Below are 19,812 nucleotides of genomic sequence, written 5' to 3' on the forward strand. Positions count from 1 at the left end.
CGGGTGGGATCACACGTGCGGGACCAGTGCGTAGCCGGTGCTCGATCCGCTGCTGATGCCGCTCACCGCGGGCAGTCCCTCCACCCGCACCGGCGACGTCGCCTTCCCGTCGAAGGGCACCGAGGGAACGCCCAGTCCGCCGGAGAAGCCCGCGCCCCACGACCACACCGTGCCGTCCGCGCGCAGGGCGTACCCGCCGTAGAAGCGGCTCACGAGCTGCTCCACGTCGGTGATCGACGCCTGGACCGGCGTCCTGCTGACGCAGTTGAACGGGCCGCAGTCCCCGCCGTCGCCCAGGTCGCCGTTGTAGTCGCCACCCCAGGCCCACACGGTGCCGTCGGACCGGAGTGCGTACCCGTTCTCCCAGGCGCCCGCGATCGAGGTCACGCCGGTCAGCCCGGACACCTGGACCGGCGCCGTCTCCACGCACGGCCCGTCCGGGTCGCACTCCTCGCCGTTGCCGAGCTCGCCGACGCCGTTGGTGCCCCAGGCCCAGACGGTGCCGTCACCGCGCAGGGCGTAGCCGCCCATGGAGCCCCCGGCGATCGCCGTGACACCGGTCAGGCCGGACACCTGGACGGGGACGGTCGAGCCCTCGTCGTAGGTCCCGTCGCCCAGTGATCCCCAGCCCGCGCCCCACGCCCACACGGTGCCGTCCGCGCGGAGGGCGTACCCGTTGGCGTACGACGCGGCGCCCGCGATCGCGACGACGTCGGTCAGCCCGGACACCCGCACCGGGACGTCGGAGTCGGTCTTGGTGCCGTTGCCGAGTTCCCCGCTCCAGTTGCTGCCCCAGGACCAGACCGTGCCGTCGGTCTTCAGCGCGAACGCGTGGCTACCGCCCGCCGCGATCGCGGTCACCCCGGTCAGCCCGACCACCGGCACCGGCAGGCGGGAGCCGCCGGAGGTCGCGTTGGACCAGCCGTTGCCGAGTTGTCCCAGGTAGTTGGCGCCCCACGCCCGGACCGTCCCGTCGGCGAGCAACGCGTAGCTGTTGCCGCCGCCGCCGATGACGGACCGCACGCCCGACAACCCGACCACCGGCGCGGGCACCGCCGAGTCACCGATACCGCCTGCCGTGCCCAACGGGCCCGCACCCCAGGTGTACACACAGTCGGTCGTGCAGGGGTCCTCGTCGACCACGACGAACGCCCCGGCCAGGTCGGCCACCAGGTGGATCTTCCCGGCGTGGTTGTAGAGGCTGAAGCTGTGGTCGGACGCGAACGCGACACCCGCCGCGTTCGCGACGGTCTGACCGGGGGACACGTTCAGTGTCGAGGCGTTCGGGAGGTCGCCGACGGGCTCGGCCGCGGTCACGTAGGTCCGGGCGGTCGCGCCGACACCGGTGACGTTGAGCAGCACGGCCACCGAGGACGCGGGCACCCGACCTTCGAGGTCGGCGGTGAAGCCGCTCGCGGGTCCGATCGGTCCGGTCGTGCCGCCGGTGCCGGTGCGGGTGTCGACCACGCGGGCGGGGGTCAGCGGCACGAACGCGGCGCCGTACTCCGGGGAGTAGAAGCCGGTGACGTCCACGAGGAGGTGGACCGAGCCGACGTGGTTGTAGAGGCTCACCTTCCGGTTCGCACCGACCGCCACCGTGACCAGGTTGGGCCGGATGTCACCGGCGTCGGTGTTCAGGCTCGACGCGGTCGGCCGGGTCGTACCCGTGGGCCACGCGGTCACGAACGTCGACGCCGTCGGGCTGACGGCGGTCAGGTTGAAGGTCACGGCGGTCGCCGAGGCGGGGATCCGGCCGGTCAGGTCGACCGTCCGGGTCGCGCCCGCGCCCAGCGGCCCGCCCGTCGTGCGGGTGTCCAGCGCCCGGTCGGGGGACAGCGCCGTGAACCCGGCGGTCCCGTCCGTGCCGTAGTGCCCGGCGAGGTCGGCGACCAGGTGCACGCTGCCGCTGTTGTTGTAGAGGCTGACCTTCCGGTCCGCGCCCAGCGCGACCGTCACCTGGTTCGCGCGCACGTCCCCGGCGACCAGGTTGAGGTTCGACGCGGTCGGCCGCGCGGCGCCCGCGGGGAAGGCCGTCACGAACGTCGAGGCGGTCGGGGACACGGCCGTCACGTTCAGGACCACGGCGGTCGCGGACGCGGGCACCCGCGCGGTGAGGTCGAGCGTGACGGTCCGCCCCGCACCGACCGCGCCGCCGCCGGTGCGGGTGTCCAGCACCCGGGTCGGCGACTGCGGCGTGAACGCGGACGCGGGCGCGACCGGGTCGGCGGCGGGTGCGGCGGACACCGGGTGGCCCGTGAGCAGGAGACCCGCGGCCAGCACGGAACTCAGGACAGCGGGCAGTAGTCGGCGCATCAGGAAACTCCCCCATGAGACAGGTCCCCCGACCCGGAGGGAGAGTACGTGTGTCCACGGTGGACACACACCGCCGATCGGCCCAGCTGTGCGCGTCCTGTGCGCGATAATCGGTTGCCGCCCTCGGAACACGTCTGGTGTGCTGGCGGGACCTAGATCCCAGGGGGTCCGTCATGCGAGCCGCGTTCATGTCCATCCAGCCAACTGCCGCCCACGCAGAGGACATGAACCTTCTTGCGATCGTTGAACCTCGGGATTCTCGCGCACGTCGACGCCGGTAAGACCAGCCTCACCGAGCGGCTCCTGCTCGACGCCGGTGTCATCCGCGAGCTCGGCAGCGTCGACGCGGGCTCCACCCAGACCGACTCGCTCGACCTCGAGCGCAGGCGCGGGATCACCATCAAGTCCGCCGTCGTCTCGTTCCCGCTGGACGGCGTCACCGTCAACCTCATCGACACCCCCGGCCACCCCGACTTCATCGCCGAGGTGGAACGGGTCCTCACCGTGCTCGACGGGGCCGTCCTCGTCGTCTCCGCCGTCGAGGGGGTCCAGGCGCAGACCCGCGTCCTGCTGCGGACCCTGCGCCGTATGAGGATCCCGACGCTGATCTTCGTCAACAAGACCGACCGGCGCGGCGCGGACTCGGAGAAGGTGCTGCGGGAGATCAACACGCTCGCGCCCGCGGTCCGGCCCGGCGACGTCGAGGCCCTCGCCGAGCACGACGACGACGTGCTCGCCGCCTACCTCGACGGGGCGACAGTGCCAGACCGGCTCGGCGCGAGAACCCGCGACGTCACCGTGCACCCCGTCTTCACTGGCTCCGCCATCACCGGCGACGGAGCAGGCGCGCTCATGGCCGCGCTCACCACGCTCCTGCCCACCCGCCACCCCGTCGACGGCCCCCTGTCCGGCACCGTCTTCAAGGTCGAACGGGGACCGGCGGGGGAGAAGGTCGCCTACGTGCGCCTGTACTCCGGCACGCTCCGGGTGCGGGACCGGCTCGACGCGGGCAAGGTCACGGCCATTCGCGAGGTCTCGCGCGGGGCCGCCGAGGTGTCGGGCGGGCAGATCGCCAGGGTCTGGGGACTGGACGTGCGCATCGGCGACCCGATCGGCGAGGCGCGGTCACCCGAGGACCACCACTTCGCGCCGCCGACGCTCGAGACCGTCGTGACGCCCGTGCGCCGGTCGATGGGCGGGCAGTTGCACGCCGCGCTCACCGAGCTCGCCGAGCAGGACCCGCTCATCGACCTGCGACAGGACGACGAGCTGTCCGTCTCGCTGTATGGCGAGGTCCAGAAGGAGGTCATCGGCGCCACGCTGCTCGACGAGTACGGCATCGAGGTCACCTTCCGCGAGTCCACCACCATCTGCGTCGAGCGGCTCACCGGCACCGGGGCCGCCGTCGAGCTGATCGGGACCGGACCGTTCCTCGCGACCGTCGGGCTGCGGGTCGAGCCGGGGGCACCGGGGTCCGGGATCGGGTTCCGGCTCGGGGTGGAACTGGGCTCGATGCCGTACGCGTTCTTCGCGGCCGTCGAGGAGACGGTGCACGCGGCGCTGCGGCAGGGCCTGCGCGGCTGGCAGGTCACCGACGTGCTCGTCACCATGACGCACTCCGGGTACTGGGCCCGCCAGAGCCACGCCCACGGCACCTTCGACAAGAGCATGTCCAGCACCGCGGGCGACTTCCGCAACCTCACGCCGCTCGTGCTGATGGCCGCGCTCGCGGAGGCGGGCACCACCGTGCTGGAGCCCATGCACCGGTTCCGCCTGACGGTGCCCGGGGATTCCTACCGTGCCGTCATGCCCGTTCTCGCGCGGCACCGCGCCATTCCGCTCACATCCGAGGTCACGGAAAGAACAAATGTGATCGAAGGGGACATTCCGGCGAAAAAAGTGCATTCGCTTGCGCGGAAACTGCCGACGCTCACGCGTGGCGAAGGCGAGTTCGAGAGCGCGTTCGACCACTACCGGGAGGTCGTCGGCGAGCTGCCGGAGCGGCCGAGGTCGGACCACAACCCGCTCAACCGCAAGGAGTACCTGCTGCACGTGGTCCGCAGGGTGTGATCGTCCGCATGTGCCCGATTCCGGCTCGGTGTGCCTTTCTGTGCACCGAGTCGGAATTGGTTCACGTGCACTGCATACAGTATGCTGCTGCATTGTCGCGGAGTTCTCCTCGTCACGAAAAGGCGTCCGGAATGTCCCACGCCGATAAGCTGCCGCGGCGTGGAAAAGGGAGGCGGTCTTTCCATGGATTTCCCCGTGTGGGTCTGGGTCGCGACGCTGGTCGGGCTCACCGCGCTGATCGTCGGTGATCTGGTCGTCGTGGGCAGGCGACCGAGGGAGGTGAGCGTCCGGGAGGCGAGCCTGTGGGTGGCCGCCTGCGTCGGTCTCGCCGTCCTGTTCGGGCTCGCGCTGCTGATCTTCGCCGGATCCACGGCCGGGGCGGAGTTCTTCGCGGGTTACGTCACCGAGTACAGCCTCTCGGTGGACAACCTCTTCGTCTTCGTGATCATCATGGCGAAGTTCGCGGTGCCCAGGCAGCACCAGCACCGCGTGCTGTTCATCGGCATCGTGCTGTCGCTGGTGCTGCGTGGCGTGTGCATCGCGGCGGGCGCCGCCGCGCTCGCCGCGTTCAACTGGATCTTCTACGTCTTCGGCGCCTTCCTGATCTACACCGCGATCAAGGTCGCGAAGGAGGGCAAGGGCGAGGAGGAGCCGGAGGCGCCGGACAACGCGCTGGTCCGCGCGCTCGGCCGCATCCTGCCGACGTCCGACGCCTACGACGGCGGCAAGGTCGTCACCAAGGTCGGCGGGCGCCGCGTGTTCACGCCGATGATCATGGTGGTCAGCGCGCTCGGCATCGCCAACGTGGTGTTCGCGCTCGACTCCATCCCCGCGATCTTCGGGCTGACGACCAACGGCTACATCGTGTTCACGGCGAACGCGCTCGCGCTGCTCGGGCTGCGGCAGCTGTACTTCGTGATCGGCGGGCTGCTGGAGCGGCTCGTGTACCTCAGCTACGGGCTGTCGGTCATCCTCGGGTTCATCGGCGTCAAGCTGATCATCGAGGCGTTGCACGGGTCGCACGTCGAGCGGATCAGCCTGCCGGTGCCGCACATCGGCATCGCGCTGTCCCTCGGCATCATCGTCGTGGTCCTGGTCGTCACCACGATCGCGAGCCTGCTGCGGTCCCGGTCGGTGAGCGCCAAGCAGGAGGCCGAGGTCGAGGAGCCGGAGCTGGCCGGCACGCCGTAACCGGTCCCGGCGGGCCGCCGCGCCGCCCTGAAAGACGCTTTCGGGGCGTTGAGTGTCCCTGAAAGCGTCTTTCGAGACGTCAGTCGTCGTCTCGCCGGTCAGCTGGTCAGTCGACGGTGCTCTTGAAGAAGGCCACGATGGAGTTGAGCCCGTCCCCGATCCAGCCGAGGATCGTCTGCACCCCGTCGCCGAGTGCCGTGGGGTGCACGATCAGCGTGTAGATCAGGACGGCCGCCGCGACGAGCAGCAAGACCTTCTTGGGTTTCATCCGCGCCTCGACTCGCCCTCTTCCGGTCAACGTACGGTTCGTACCATTCTGCTGCCTCGACGGTAGGCGATGGTGCGGGTGGGTGATCAATAGCCCCATCAGGTGACACCGCACCGCGTCCGATAGGGGGACTCGTGAGCAACGGGGACGTGCACCGGATCTCTCGTGCGGCGTTCGACCAGCTCTGCGGTCTGCCGTCAGGTGGGCGGTGTGGACCGCGAGCGTCGTCTTGCCGACACCGGCCATCCCGTCGATCGCGACGATGCCGACGGCGCCGTTCCGGCTGGTGATCACGTCGAGCAGGCAGGTCAGCTCGCGGTGCCTTCCCGTGAAGGTGGAGATGTCGTGGGGGGAGCGTCCTGGCCGCGGCGACGGCTCGCGGCACGGCTCCGTCGCCGCTCGGCGCGGCCGGTTCGGGGTGGTCGTATCGTTCCAGCATCACGAACATCCTCGCACCACTGGTGAACTGCCCACCGGATCCGTACGTATCCAGGGGCAACGGGGCGCGCCCGACGAGCGGAACGGAAGTGATCGTGTGCACAACGGTGTGGACTCGGGGTTGTTCCAGCAGACCGCACACAGCCCGTCGTTCTTCGAGCTGGCCAGGCGGATGGGGGACCACGGCAGGGACCTGGTCGACTTCTGCATCCCGTGCAACCCGTACTTCCCCACGTCGGAGATGTTCGACGAGCTCGCCGCCAACCTGGAGATGATGCTCAAGTTCTACCCCAGCGACGCGGACACGATCACCCGCCAGCTCGCGCGCGTCCTCGGGCTCAACCCGGCGACCCTGGCGATGGCCAACGGGTCGACCGAGCTCATCACGTGGATGGACCACCTGTGGATCCACGAGAGCGTCGCGATCCCGATCCCGACCTTCGGGCGCTGGACCGACCAGCCGATGGAGACCGGCAAGCGGGTCGACATGTTCCCGCTGCGTGAGGTGGACTTCTTCCAGCTCAACGTGGACGAGTACGTGCGGTTCATCCGGTCGCGCGGCTCGCGGGTCGCCGTGCTGTGCAACCCCAACAACCCCGACGGCGGGTACCTGCCGCGCCGCGAGGTGGTGCGGTTCATGGACGAGCTGTCCGACCTCGACCTCGTGGTGATCGACGAGTCGTTCATCGACTTCGTCGAGGCCGAGCCCGCGCCGTCGGTGGCGCTCGAAGCCGCGATCCGGCCGAACGTGGTGGTGCTCAAGAGCCTCGGCAAGAACTTCGGGCTGCACGGCATCCGCTTCGGCTACCTCGTCGCGAACCCCGGGCTGGCGCGGAAGATGCGCGGCATCCTCCCGAAGTGGAACCTGAACTCCCTGGCCGAGACGATGGTGTTCATGCTGGGCGCGCACGCCGCCGAGTACCGTGAAAGCCTGCGGCTGCTCGCCCGCGACCGGTACAGCATGGGCATGCAGCTCGCGCGCGTGCCCGAGCTGTCGGTGTACTCGTCGCAGGCGAACTTCCTCCTCGTGAAGCTCGGCCCCGGCGTGGACGGCACCGCGTTGCGGGACCACCTGATCAGCCGCCACCAGGTGTTCATCCGGGAGTGCGGCAACAAGCTGGGGATGAGCAACCACTTCGTGCGCCTCGTCGTCCGCCCGCAGCAGGACGTGGCCCGCCTGATGGACGGCATCGACGACTTCCTGCAACCCAGCTGGGACGACGAGCTCGCCCGCCGCCGTGACGCGCAGAGCGCATGATCACGTAGCCTGGCCGGTGTGACCTTCACTCGCCGCACTCTCCTTGGGGTGGCGGCGCTTCTGCCGTTGCCCGGGTGTGCGGAACAGGCCACGCCGCCGCGCTCGACGCGGCCACCGTCACCGCCGCCGTCCGGGCCGCCCACGACCACCACCACGGTGGCGCGACACGACCGGCTGGCCGAGCTGGAGACGGCGTACGGTGCGCGCCTCGGCGTGTTCGCCTCGGGCACCGGCGGCACGGTCGAGCACCGCGCGGACGAGCGGTTCGCGTTCTGCTCGTCGTTCAAGGGAATCGCGGCGGCCGCGGTCCTGCACCGCAACCCGACGGCGCACCTGGACACCGTGGTCACCTACACCGAGGCCGACCTCCTGCCGAACGCCACCGTCACACCGCGGCACGTCGCCACCGGCATGACGGTCCGCGACCTCTGTGACGCCGCCGTCCGCCACAGCGACGGCACCGCGGGCAACCTGCTGCTGCGCGACCTCGGCGGTCCCGCCGAGCTGACGGCGTTCGCCCGCGAGCTCGGCGACACGGTCACCAGGATGGACCGCACCGAGCCGCACATCACCGAGGCGACGCCCGGCGATCCGCGCGACACCACGTCACCCCGCGCGTTCGGCCTCGACTACCGGAAGATCGTCGTGGGCGACGTGCTGCCGGGGGACAAACGCGCATTCCTCCGCGACCTGTTGGCGCGCAACGCCACCGAGGCGGGCGCGCGGCGCATCCGCGCGGGTGTGCCGGCGGGGTGGACCGTCGCCGACAAGACCGGTACGGGCGGCTACGGCACGATCGTCGACGTCGGCATCGTGTGGCCGCCGTCCGGTGCGCCGCTCGTCGTGTCGGTCATGTCTAGCAAGCAGGCCGAGGACGCCGAGTACGACCAGGCGATCATCGCCGAGGCGACCGCCTACGTGGTGGCGACGCTCACTTGACCGTGCGCCCGCGGGGCGACGGTGCGCTCACCGGGGATCGCGGTGCCGCGGGTGGGCGGCGCTCCGGTGGCCTGCTGCACGGTGGTGACGAGAAATGTCGTTTCACAGCGGTAGTTCCCCGTCCTTCGCGAGCAGCGGCGGGTCGTCGTAGGTGGCCGTGTGCGGGTACTTCAGGTCGCTGCCGGTGTTGAGCACGACGACCTCCTCCGACCCGTCGAGCCACCCGCTCGACCGCAGCCGCGTCACGGCGACGAGCGTCGCGGCGCCCTCGGGACACATCAGCACACCTTCGGTCGACGCGCATTCCGCTTGTGCGGCGAGCAGTTCCGCGTCGTCGACCGCGACCGCCGTGCCGCCGGTGTCGCGGATCGCCGACAGGATCAGGAAGTCACCGATCGCGCTCGGCACGTTGATGCCGAAGGCCACGGTTTCCGCGTTCTCCCAGGGTTCCGCCGTGTCGGTGCCCTGCTCGAACGCCCGCACGATCGGCGCGACGCCCGACGACTGCACGGCCACCAGGCGCGGCAGCTTGCCGGTGATCCAGCCGAGCGTGAGCAGCTCGTCCAGTGCCTTGCGGATGCCGATCAGCCCGACCCCGCCGCCGGTGGGGTAGACGATCACGTCCGGCATCCGCCAGCCGAGCTGCTCGGCGATCTCCAGTCCCATCGTCTTCTTGCCCTCGATGCGGTAGGGCTCCTTGAGCGTCGAGGTGTTGAACCAGCCGTCGGCCACCGCCTGCGCGGCGAGCTTGCCCGCGTCCCCGATCAGACCGTCCACTATGTACAGCCGCGCGCCGGCCAGCGCGCACTCCATGCGCGTGATCTTCGGCGCGTCCTGCGGCATGACGATGAGCGACTCGAGGCCCGCGCGTGCCGCGTAGGTGGCCCATGCCGCGCCCGCGTTCCCGTTGGTGGGCATGGTGATCCGGTCGATGCCCAGTTCCAGCGCACGCGACACGCCGACCGCGGCGCCGCGTGCCTTGAAGCTGCCGGTCGGGAGGGCGCCTTCGTCCTTCACGAGCAGGTCGGGCACGCCGATGCGGGCGCCGTAGGAGCGCAGCGGCAGGATCGGGGTCATGCCCTCGCCGAGCGACACCACGTGTCTGCGGTCACGGACGGGCAGCAACTCCCGGTAACGCCACAGATCGGGGCGCCGCGCCGCGATGTCCGAGGTGGAGATCGAGATCTGGTCGAGGTCGTACCGGGCGAGCAACGGAGTGCCGCACTCACAGAGGTTCTGCGGCTTGTCGGCGTCGTAGTGAGTGCCGCACCGGCCGCACTCCAGGTGGGACAAGGCGCTGTTCCAGTGCTCCGCCAACGGTCTTCCTTCGATCAGGGCGCGTGGGGGACGACGGGCGGGTCGTCCCCCACGCGGGTGAGCGGTTCGCCAGGGGCGCGCGAACTGCTCGGAAGGTGAGACTCGTCGACGCTGACGGCCCTGCTCACAGTGACCCGAGTGGACTCGGCACTGAACCTGTTCTAGCATCGCGCGCTTCGTCGATGCAATATTAGATCCAATATGTGGATGACAGTGTCGATCTGCCCGCACGTGGCAGAGCCGGGGTGGGTACCGTAATCCGGTCACTGACCAGCGGGGAAGGACGGCGATGTCGCTGCCTAGGAGCACCCTGAGCAGCATGGCGTACGGTGAGTTGCGCCAGGCGATCCTCACCGGGCGACTGCAGCCCGGATCACATGTGACGGTGCGCCCACTCTGCGAGGAGTTCGGCCTGTCGGCGACGCCCGTGAAGGCCGCGCTGACCGCGCTGGAGCGGGAGGGGTTCCTCGTGCTCCACCCGCACCGCGGGTTCTTCGTCCCCGAGGTCGAGCGGGACGACATGCAGGAGCTGTACGAGCTGCGTGAGGTGCTGGACGGGATCGCTGCCCGGCGGGCCGCCGCTCTTGCCTCCCGGGACGAGCTGGTCACGCGGTTGACTTCGCTGCTGTGCGAGCAGACGGCCGCGGTCGAGGGACGGGACCTGTCGGCATATGGCGACCTCGACGTGCTGTTCCACCACGAGATCCTGGAGGCCGCGGGCAACCGGCGGCTGCAGCACGTCGCCGAGAACATGATCGGGCAGCTGCGGCTGGGGCGGGCCACGTCGGCGCGGGTGCCGGGGCGGCCGTCGGCTGCTTTGGTGGAGCACCGGGAGATCGTGGCCGCGATCGCCGCCGGGCAGCAGCAGCAGGCCGAGCGGCTGGCTCGGCGGCACGTGCGGAAGTCCGCCAATGCCTTGGATCGGTTCCTTGATCGGGGCGGGCGAGCATCCTGATGGTGTGGCCTCCGGCCCCCGGTTTCCAGCTTACCGGGGTGGGGTGACAGTTTTCGGTGGTGCGCTCGGGTTCTGTGGATAACCGGGCTCGTTGTGGATAACTCGCGGTCTTTGTCGGTGGTCGTCGTTACGCTGGATTTCGGGGGGCCGACGGCCGCTGTTGATGCTCGTGGATAGTTGTGCCGGGATGTCGGTGGTGGTTTACACGGGTGCTTTGTCCTCGCCGGACGTTTGCCCGACTGGGTTGTCCTCGCCGGACGGGCGTCCTGCCGCACGGGCCTCCTCGCCGGAGGGGCAGGTCTCTGGGATGGCCTCGGGTTGGCAACGGGGTTGGTGTGATCGGGCTTCGCCAGGTCGACGGGATGGCAGACAGCAGACGTTTGTATGGGCTTGCGCCCTTGCGCTTTCGTGACACTCCGAAGGGGTCTTTCTCAGCTCGGGCTGGGGCCCGGCTATGGCAGGAACATGCCACAGTCCGGGTGTCCGGCCGGTGGCGTGACGATCAAGCCAGGCCTGTTGGGCTGGCACGCAACGCGAAGGAGACCCTGCTGTCGGCGGGACGACTTGTGAATGCTTACCGCCATATAGCCTATTGACGTCACTCAGTCACCAACCGGACACTAGGCCCATCCGGGTAAACGATTACCCGTCCGCGTATCGACCGTCCCCTGCCTCTGCGGTTGATCGAAAGGTGCCTCGATGTCGAGACTCGCCGTCCTGCTTTGTGTTGCCCTCGTCGTCCTCGGGCTCGGGGCACCATCCGTCGCCGAGCCCCGGGCTGGGAACGGGGTCGTGGGGTGGGACACCTACCGGCGGTTGGATCTCCTCCCCGACCTCGCCGGGGGCTCGCAGACCAAGCAGTTCTCCAGCTTCGGCCGCAACGGGACCAACGAGGACGGGTTCGTCGGCCGCTACTCCTGCCTGCGCACCAACGGGCCCGGCTGCGTGCTGGCCGAAGACCGGGGGCCAGGCGAGGTCCAGTCGATCTGGTTCACGCGGGACGAGGGGAACGTCACCGCCACCGGGAACATCCGGATCGTGCTCGACGGGGTCACCGTCCTCGACGCGAGCCTGCAGCGGGTCGTCGACGGGGACTTCGGCGCACCCTTCGCGTTTCCTCTGGTCACCAACGCCGACCAGACCTCCGGCGGCGTCACCGTCAAGGTCCCGATGCCGTACCGGGACTCGATGTTGATCACCACCACCAACAACCCGCTCTTCTACCACGTCGGGTACCGGGAGTTCGCCGACGCCGCCGGAGTGACACGGTTCAACCCCGCCGACCCGGCCAACGACGTCATCACCCTGCTGCGCAACGCCGGCCGTCAGGACCCCAAGCCCACCCAGCCCGGCGCCACCACCGTCAGCGCCACCGTGTCGCCAGGGGCGAACAGCAGCGCGACCATCGCCAACCTCACCGGGCCCGCCGCGGTCACCGCTGTGCGGATCCGGATTCCCGACCACCTCGCCACCGAGGCGAACCTCGCCGGCCTGCGGATCCGGGGCACCTTCGACGGACGCTCCACTGTGGACGCGCCACTGGGCGAGTTCTTCGGCGCCGGCCTCGGGGAGCGGGACGTCCGGTCGCTGATGTTCGCCATGGACGCCGCACCCGGTGGGTGGTACAGCGCCTGGTGGATGATGCCCTACGCGACCAGCGCGACCATCGGCATCGCCAACACCACCGGTGCCACCATCAGCGGGATCCAGACCCAGGTCACGCACGCGCCCAACGGCAAGTGGACCACCGAGCTGGCCGCAGGCGGCAACGCCGGGCACTTCACGACCCAGTCGCGGTCGGGCAACACCACCCAGGCCCGCGACTGGCTGCTCGCCGACCAGTCCGGGCGTGGTCGGTTCGTCGGCGTCACACAGACAGTGCGCAATGCCATCGCGGGCGGCAACGAGCGCGGGTACCTCGAAGGCGACGAGCGCGTCCACGTCGACGGCTCCCTCACCCCGCAGTGGCACGGCACCGGCACCGAGGACTACTACGAGTCCGGCTGGTACTTCAACCGCGGTGAGTACTCCGGTGTGTTCACCGGCAACACCGGGCACCGCGTCCGGACCGGGGCCTGCGCCGTCGAGTGCGACTCCATGTACCGGCTGCAGATCGGGGACGCGATCTCGTACTCGACCGGGCTGCGGTTCGGGATCGAGCACGGGCCGCAGAACGACATGCCCGTCGCCGAGAGCAGCACCGCTTTCCTCTACACCAAGCCGCAGCTGGCCAACCGGACCACGGACACGATCATCGTCGGGGACGCCGGTAGCCGGTCCGCGCACTCCTACACCGAGTCCGGCGCCGCCTCGCAGTACGGGCTGACCAGCGTGTACGAGGGCGACGACGACCACATCGGGGTCACCGACCAGGTCCGCTCCACCAGCGGTGCCATCAGCTTCCGGCTCGCTGTGGACCCCGCCAACGTAGGCGTGCGCATCAGGCGCTCCAGTGACCAGAACGCCGCCTACCAGACCGCCGCCGTCTCCGTCGACGGCGCAGGCGCGGGCACCTGGGTGCAGGCGCTCGGCAACCAGTCGCAGCGCTGGCTCGACGACGACTTCACGGTGCCGCCGTCGCTGACCGCCGGGAAGTCGAGCATCACCGTGCGGCTCGTGCCCAGTGGACAGGCGTGGACCGCGAGCCGGTACCAGGCGGTCAACCTCGTCGCGCCGTTCACCGACACCACGCCGCCGAGCGGGGTCGCCACCCCGGCCGTCGGCGGGCGCACGCACGCGGTCGCGTTGAGCTGGCCGCCCGCCACGGACAACGTCGGTGTCGCCGCCTACCGCGTGTACGCCTCCACCAACTCGTCCGTGCCGGTCACCGGCGGCAACCTCGTCGGCACCAGCACCACGCCGAGCTTCCGGCACGGGCCGCTACCCGCGAACACCACCCGGCACTACCGCGTCGTCGCGGTCGACCGGGCCGGTAACGCCGGGGCCGCCTCGGGTGTGGTCAGTGCGACGACCACCACCCCGGTCGGCACCGACGTCAACGGGGACCGGCGCGACGACGCCGTGCTGTTCACGCAGGGGTCGGCGAACGACGTCTTCACCGCGACCTCGACCGGCAGCGCGTTCGGCAGCCGGGCCAAGGGGCACGACTTCTTCTCGGTCACCGGTGAGGTGCCGCTGACCGGCGACTTCAACGGCGACGGCCGCTCGGACGTCGTGACCTTCACCCGAGGCGCCGCCGCCGACGTGTACGTCGCGCTGTCCAACGGGACCGGGTTCTCCGGCACGAGTGTGAAGTGGCACGACTTCTTCGCCGCCGGCACCGAGAAGCCCGCGGTCGGGGACGTCAACGGCGACGGGCGCGACGACATCGTCACGTTCACCTGCGGCAGCGCGGGCGACGTGTACGTGGCGCTGTCGAACGGGTCGGGCTTCGGGCCGGGCGTCAAGTGGTCGGACAGCTTCTGCATCAACGACGAGCGGCCAGCGGTCGGCGACTTCGACGGCGACGGGCGGGACGACGTGGTGACCTTCACCGGCGGCACCCGGGGCGACGCGTACGTGTCGCTGTCCAACGGCGGCGCGTTCGTGCAGGAAGGCTGGCTCTGGCACGACAACTTCGCGGTCGGCGCGGAGCTGGCCGGTGCCGCGGACGTGAACGGGGACGGGCGCGACGACGTCGTCACGTTCACGCGCGGCACGACCGCCGACGTCTTCGTGTCCCTTTCGGACGGTGGCCGGTTCGTGCAGAACGCGTGGCGGTGGCATGACTTCTTCGCCGTCGGCACGGAGCTGCCCGGTCTGGGGGACTTCAACGGAGACGGCCGCGCGGACATCGTGACGTTCACCGGCGGCACCGCCGCGGACGCGTTCGTGGCGACCTCGACCGGGAGCGCCTTCCAGGGCACCACGGTCAAGTGGCACGACGACTTCGGTGCGACCGGCGAGATCCCCCGCCCCACCCTCTGAGCGACAGGGACGAACACTCATGCGCGCCAAGAGAATCATGGCGGCCGTGGCCGCGGTCGCCCTCCTCCCGATCACCGCGGGCATCGCCTCGGCGGCACCGCCGGACGGGCCCTCCGCGCCCTGGGCGGACGACACCCCGAAGGCGAGCCGCATGGCCGCCGGGCCGCGGCCCGACTTCCGGGCGCCGTGGCCGTGCGGGCAGCAACGGCAGTACTACCACCACTCCAGTGAGGTCGTGAACGCGCTCGACTTCAACCTCGCGGGCGGCGAGGACCTCGGCACCCCGGCGCTCGCCAGCGCGGCGGGCACGGTCGTCGACGTGGTGTCGGGCACCACCGGTTACGGCAACCACGTGCGCGTCGACCACGGCGGCGGCTGGACCTCGATGGTCGCGCACCTGTCGGCGTTCAGCGTGAGCCGGGGCCAGTACGTGGTCGCTGGTGCCGAGCTGGGCAAGGTCGGCAGCACCGGCAACTCGACCGGCCCGCACCTGCACTACGAGCAGGAGGCGGACGGGGCGAACCAGCCGATCGTCATCGACGGCGTCCCGCTCCGCTACAGCTCGTCGATCTCCTACCACACCAGCGGGAACTGCGGTGGCGGCGCGACCACGATGTTCGGCGGCTCGCCCACCGACTTCAACGGCGACGGCCGCGACGACATCGTCACGTTCAACCAGGGCAGCCTCGCCGACGTGTACGTGGCGCTGTCCACCGGCACCGGGTTCACCGGCACGTCCGTGAAGTGGCACGACTTCTTCGCACCCGGTGGTGAGACGCCGCTGACCGGCGACTTCAACGGCGACGGCCGCGACGACGTCGTCACCTTCACCCACGGCACGCTGAACGACGTCTACGTCGCGCTGTCGAACGGGTCGAGCTTCGGGGCCGGGGTGAAGTGGCACGACTTCTTCGGGCTCGGCGGGGAGATCCCGGCGGTCGGGGACGTGAACGGGGACGGCCGCGACGACATCGTCACGTTCACGCGCGGCACCCTCGGGGACGTGTACGTGGCGCTGTCGACCGGCACGTCGTTCGCCGCGTCGGCGAAGTGGCACGACTTCTTCGCGCTCGGCGGCGAGTTCCCCGCGGTCGGGGACTTCGACGGCGACGGCCGCGACGACATCGTCACGTTCACCCGCGGCACCGCCGGGGACGTGTTCGTCGCGCTGTCCAACGGGTCCGCGTTCACCGGCACCACCGTGAAGTGGCACGACTTCTTCGCGCTCGGCGCCGAGCAGCCCCGCGTCGGCGACTTCGACGGCGACGGGAAGGCCGACATCGCGACCTTCACGAACAACGCGGCCGCGGACGTGTTCGTGGCGACCTCGACCGGCGCCGGGTTCAGCGGCACCACGGTCAAGTGGCACGACTTCTTCGGTCTCGCCGGGGAGTTCCCGTACGCGGGTGACTTCGACGGCGACGGCGCCACCGACGTCGTGACGTTCACGCTCGGCTCCCTCAATGACGTGTACGTGGCGCTGTCGAACCGGACGGCCTTCGGGCCGGGCGTGAAGTGGCACGACTTCTTCGGCCTGAACGGCGAACGAGTCCTCTGAGAGAAAACCCTGCAGAGATGAAGGATTCGCGATGATGAGTTGGAGACGCGGCGCGCTCGTGAGCGCTGCCGTGCTGGCCATGACCGGGATGGGGCTCCCCGCAGCGGCCGCACCGGTCACCGATCCGGCTGCCCCCGGCGACCACGTGCCGCTGTCGGTGGAACCGCTGGCGTGCTCGAGCATCCCGGCCAACCACGACCCGAACGTGATCAGGGTCGTCTACCAGGTCGGGCTCGACCGCAGCGTGTCGCCGAAGGTCATGCTGGCCGCGTTCGAGGCGGGCTGGGTCGAGTCGCACATGAACAACCTCAACTGCGGCGACAAGGACTCGCTCGGCGTGTTCCAGCAGCGGCCCAGCCAGGGCTGGGGCACGCCGGAACAGATCATGAACGTGTCGTACGCGGCCACGCAGTTCTTCGTCCAGGCGCAGCGCAACGAGCCGCTGTACCCGAACTACACGGCAGGCCTGCTCGCGCAGAGCGTGCAGCGGTCGTGCTGCCCAGAGCGCTACGACCAGGCCGAGGGCAAGGCCCGCGCGATGATGGACGAGGCGCGCGGTCTCGTCGGCGGTGCGAAGGCGTTCACCGGCTCGCCGACGGACTTCAACGGTGACGGCCGCGACGACATCGTCGCGTTCAACCAGGGCACCCTGGGCGACGTGTACGTGTCGCTGTCCAACGGCGCGGCGTTCACGGGCACCTCGGTGAAGTGGCACGAGTTCTTCGCCCCCGCCGGTGAGACGCCGCTGACGGGTGACTTCAACGGGGACGGCAAGGACGATGTCGTCACGTTCACCCACGGGTCGCTGAACGACGTGTACGTGGCGCTGTCGAACGGGTCGTCGTTCGGGGCGGGGGTGAAGTGGCACGACTGGTTCGCGCTCGGCGGCGAGGTGCCCGCGGTCGGTGACGTGAACGGGGACGGCCGCGACGACATCATCACGTTCACGCGCAACAACCTCGCGGATGTCTATGTCGCCTTGTCGACCGGCACCTCGTTCGCCGCGTCCGCGAAGTGGCACGACTACTTCGGGCTCGCCGGTGAGGTCCCGGGCGTCGGCGACGTGAACGGGGACGGCAAGGCGGACCTCGTGGTGTTCACCAACAACGCGGCGGCCGACGTGTACGTGGCGACCTCCACCGGCACCGGGTTCTCCGGTACGTCCGTGAAGTGGCACGAGTTCTTCTCGATCGGCGGCGAGTCGCCGCGCATCGGTGACTTCAACGGTGACGGCAGGGCCGACATCGCGACGTTCACCAACAACGCGGCGGGTGACGTGTACGTCGCGACCTCGACGGGGACCGCGTTCGCGGGCACCACCGTGAAGTGGAACGACTTCTTCGCGCTGGCGGGCGAGTTCCCGTACACCGGCGACTTCGACGGCGATGGCAAGGACGACATCGTCACGTTCACGAAGGGCACGCTCAACGACGTGTACGTCGGCGTGTCGACCGGCAGCGGCTTCGCGGGCGGCGCGAAGTGGCACGACTTCTTCGGCCTCAACGGCGAGATCACCCTGTGAAGGAGTGCGAGATGAGACGACGCTTGGCGGCACTCGGCACCGCGCTGACTGTCGCGGTAGGACTGATGAGCGCCCCGACCGCGGCCGCGGCGCCGGAGCAGGGCCCGGTCGGCAGGGCGTTCGCCGCGGCGGCGAGCGAGTTCGACGTGCCCCGCGACCTGCTCGTGGCCGTCGGCTACGGCGAGACCCACCTCGACGGGCACGGCGGCGAACCCAGCCAGGACAACGGGTACGGCGTCATGCACCTGGTCAGCAACCCGGTTCGGCAGACGCTCGAGCTGGCGGCGGAGCTGACCGGCGAGTCCTCGGCCGCGCTGAAGAAGGACACGGCCGCCAACATCCGCGGCGGCGCGGCCGTGCTGCGGTCGATGGCCGACAAGGCCGGGCTGTCGGCGGACGAGCGGAACCGCATCGCCGCCTGGTACCCGGTCGTCGCGCGGTACGGCGGCTCAGGCGACGACGCGGTCGCGCGACTGTACGCGGACACCGTCTACGAGTTGCTGGCCGACGGCATGCAGGTCCGCACGCCCGACGGTGAACCGGTCGTGGTCAAGCCGTACCCCCGCGCGCCGGAACGCGGCCGGTTCGAGCAGGTGCGCGAGGACGGCGTGTCCGCGCAGGGCCTGGACTACCCGAACTCGCGGTGGGTGCCCGCGCACGGCGCCAACTACAGCGCAGGCCGGTCGTCGGCGATCAACCTGATCGTCGTCCACGTGACGCAGGGGTCCTACGCGGGCACGATCAGCTGGTTCCAGAACCCGGCGTCCGGCGTCAGCGCGCACTACGTCGTGCGGTCGTCCGACGGCGAGGTCACGCAGATGGTGCGCGACGGCGACACCGCATACCACGTGCGGTCCGCCAACTCGCGTGCCCTCGGCATCGAGCACGAAGGTTTCGTGGACAACCCGTCCTGGTTCACCGACTCGATGTACCGGTCTTCGGCCGCGCTCACGAAGTGGCTGTGCGAGCGGCACGGGCTGCCGAAGACGCGCCAGTTCATCCAGGGCCACAACCAGATCCCCGGCAACGACCACACCGACCCCGGCCCGCACTGGAACTGGGACTACTACATGAGCCTCGTCGGCAGCGGCGGCTCGGCCGGTGTCCACACGGGATCGTCGACGGACTTCAACGGTGACGGCCGCGACGACATCGTCGCGTTCAACCAGGGCACGCTGGGCGACGTGTACGTGGCGCTGTCGAACGGCGCCGGGTTCGCGGGCACGTCGGTGAAGTGGCACGAGTTCTTCGCCCCCGGCGGTGAGACGCCGCTGACGGGTGACTTCAACGGGGATGGGAAGGACGATGTCGTCACGTTCACCCACGGGTCGCTGAACGACGTGTACGTGGCGCTGTCGAACGGGTCGTCGTTCGGGGCGGGGGTGAAGTGGCACGACTGGTTCGCGCTCGGCGGCGAGGTGCCCGCGGTTGGTGACGTGAACGGGGACGGCCGCGACGACATCATCACGTTCACGCGCAACAACCTCGCGGATGTCTATGTCGCCTTGTCGACCGGTACGTCGTTCGTGGCGTCGGCGAAGTGGCACGACTACTTCGGGCTCGCCGGTGAGGTCCCGGGCGTCGGCGACGTGAACGGGGACGGCAAGGACGACATCGTGGTGTTCAACCAGGGCACCCTCGCCGACGTGTACGTCGCCACCTCGACCGGCACCGGCTTCTCCGGCACGTCGGTGAAGTGGCACGACTACTTCTCCGTCGCCGGTGAGGCGCCGAGGATCGGAGACGTCAACGGGGACGGCAAGGACGACATCGTGACGTTCACGCTGAACGCGGCCGCGGACGTGTACGTCGCGACCTCGACCGGCACCGGGTTCACCGGCACCACGGTGAAGTGGAACGACTTCTTCGGGCTCGGGGCTGAGTTCCCGTACACGGGTGACGCGACCGGTGACGGCAAGGACGACATCCTCACCTTCACCAAGGGCTCGCTGAACGACGTGTTCGTCGGCGCGTCCACCGGCACCGCCTTCGCGGGCGGCGTCAAGTGGCACGAGTTCTTCGGTCTCAACGGTGAAGTGACCCTGTAGGAGGAGGA

Annotated in this window: 12 protein-coding genes; 9 read left to right on the forward strand and 3 right to left on the reverse strand. The window is 69.9% G+C overall.

Annotated features, from left to right (window positions below):
* Window positions 1–9: 9 nt before the first annotated feature.
* Window positions 10–2,313, reverse strand: coding sequence for an RCC1 domain-containing protein (locus FHR82_RS05825; protein ID WP_184809136.1), 2,304 nt, complete (start codon window positions 2,311–2,313; stop codon window positions 10–12).
* Window positions 2,314–2,547: 234 nt separating this feature from the next.
* Between FHR82_RS05825 and FHR82_RS05830 the strand changes: the two genes are divergently transcribed.
* Both FHR82_RS05830 and FHR82_RS05835 read left to right on the forward strand, forming a co-directional pair.
* Window positions 2,548–4,383, forward strand: a complete 1,836-nt coding sequence (locus FHR82_RS05830; RefSeq protein ID WP_184809137.1) for an elongation factor G — start codon at window positions 2,548–2,550, stop codon at window positions 4,381–4,383.
* 183 nt (window positions 4,384–4,566) lie between these two features.
* Window positions 4,567–5,574, forward strand: coding sequence for a TerC/Alx family metal homeostasis membrane protein (locus FHR82_RS05835; protein WP_184809138.1), 1,008 nt, complete (start codon window positions 4,567–4,569; stop codon window positions 5,572–5,574).
* A 106-nt stretch (window positions 5,575–5,680) separates the two neighbouring features.
* On the opposite strand, the gene FHR82_RS05840 is transcribed toward FHR82_RS05835, so the two are convergent.
* Complete coding sequence (locus FHR82_RS05840; protein ID WP_184809139.1) at window positions 5,681–5,842, reverse strand: hypothetical protein; 162 nt, start codon at window positions 5,840–5,842, stop codon at window positions 5,681–5,683.
* Window positions 5,843–6,377: 535 nt separating this feature from the next.
* On the opposite strand from FHR82_RS05840, the gene FHR82_RS05845 reads away from it, so the two are divergent.
* Both FHR82_RS05845 and bla read left to right on the forward strand, forming a co-directional pair.
* On the forward strand, window positions 6,378–7,538 hold the full coding sequence (locus FHR82_RS05845) for a pyridoxal phosphate-dependent aminotransferase (RefSeq protein WP_311770896.1): 1,161 nt from the start codon (window positions 6,378–6,380) through the stop codon (window positions 7,536–7,538).
* Window positions 7,539–7,547: 9 nt separating this feature from the next.
* Entirely contained in the window at window positions 7,548–8,477 is a 930-nt protein-coding gene (bla, locus tag FHR82_RS05850) for a class A beta-lactamase (protein WP_221463517.1), read from the forward strand.
* A 102-nt stretch (window positions 8,478–8,579) separates the two neighbouring features.
* Here bla and FHR82_RS05855 read toward each other — a convergent pair whose 3' ends face one another.
* Window positions 8,580–9,794, reverse strand: a complete 1,215-nt coding sequence (locus FHR82_RS05855; protein WP_225943937.1) for a threonine synthase — start codon at window positions 9,792–9,794, stop codon at window positions 8,580–8,582.
* Window positions 9,795–10,113: 319 nt separating this feature from the next.
* Here FHR82_RS05855 and FHR82_RS05860 point away from each other — a divergent pair, with 319 nt between their 5' ends.
* The 5 genes from FHR82_RS05860 (at window position 10,114) to FHR82_RS05880 (ending at window position 19,804) form a co-directional block, all read left to right on the forward strand.
* Window positions 10,114–10,749, forward strand: coding sequence for a GntR family transcriptional regulator (locus FHR82_RS05860; RefSeq protein WP_184809142.1), 636 nt, complete (start codon window positions 10,114–10,116; stop codon window positions 10,747–10,749).
* 699 nt (window positions 10,750–11,448) lie between these two features.
* On the forward strand, window positions 11,449–14,676 hold the full coding sequence (locus FHR82_RS05865) for a DUF2961 domain-containing protein (protein ID WP_184809143.1): 3,228 nt from the start codon (window positions 11,449–11,451) through the stop codon (window positions 14,674–14,676).
* Window positions 14,677–14,695: 19 nt separating this feature from the next.
* Window positions 14,696–16,234, forward strand: a complete 1,539-nt coding sequence (locus FHR82_RS05870; protein WP_184809144.1) for a VCBS repeat domain-containing M23 family metallopeptidase — start codon at window positions 14,696–14,698, stop codon at window positions 16,232–16,234.
* A gap of 31 nt (window positions 16,235–16,265) precedes the next feature.
* The gene (locus FHR82_RS05875; RefSeq protein WP_221463298.1) at window positions 16,266–17,756 is read left to right on the forward strand and encodes an FG-GAP repeat domain-containing protein; all 1,491 of its coding nucleotides are present in this window, start codon (window positions 16,266–16,268) and stop codon (window positions 17,754–17,756) included.
* Between the two features lie 11 nt (window positions 17,757–17,767).
* Window positions 17,768–19,804, forward strand: coding sequence for an N-acetylmuramoyl-L-alanine amidase (locus tag FHR82_RS05880; RefSeq protein WP_184809145.1), 2,037 nt, complete (start codon window positions 17,768–17,770; stop codon window positions 19,802–19,804).
* The last annotated feature ends 8 nt before the right edge of the window (window positions 19,805–19,812 follow it).

The organism is Actinophytocola algeriensis, from assembly GCF_014203735.1.
Lineage (GTDB): Bacteria > Actinomycetota > Actinomycetes > Mycobacteriales > Pseudonocardiaceae > Actinophytocola > Actinophytocola algeriensis.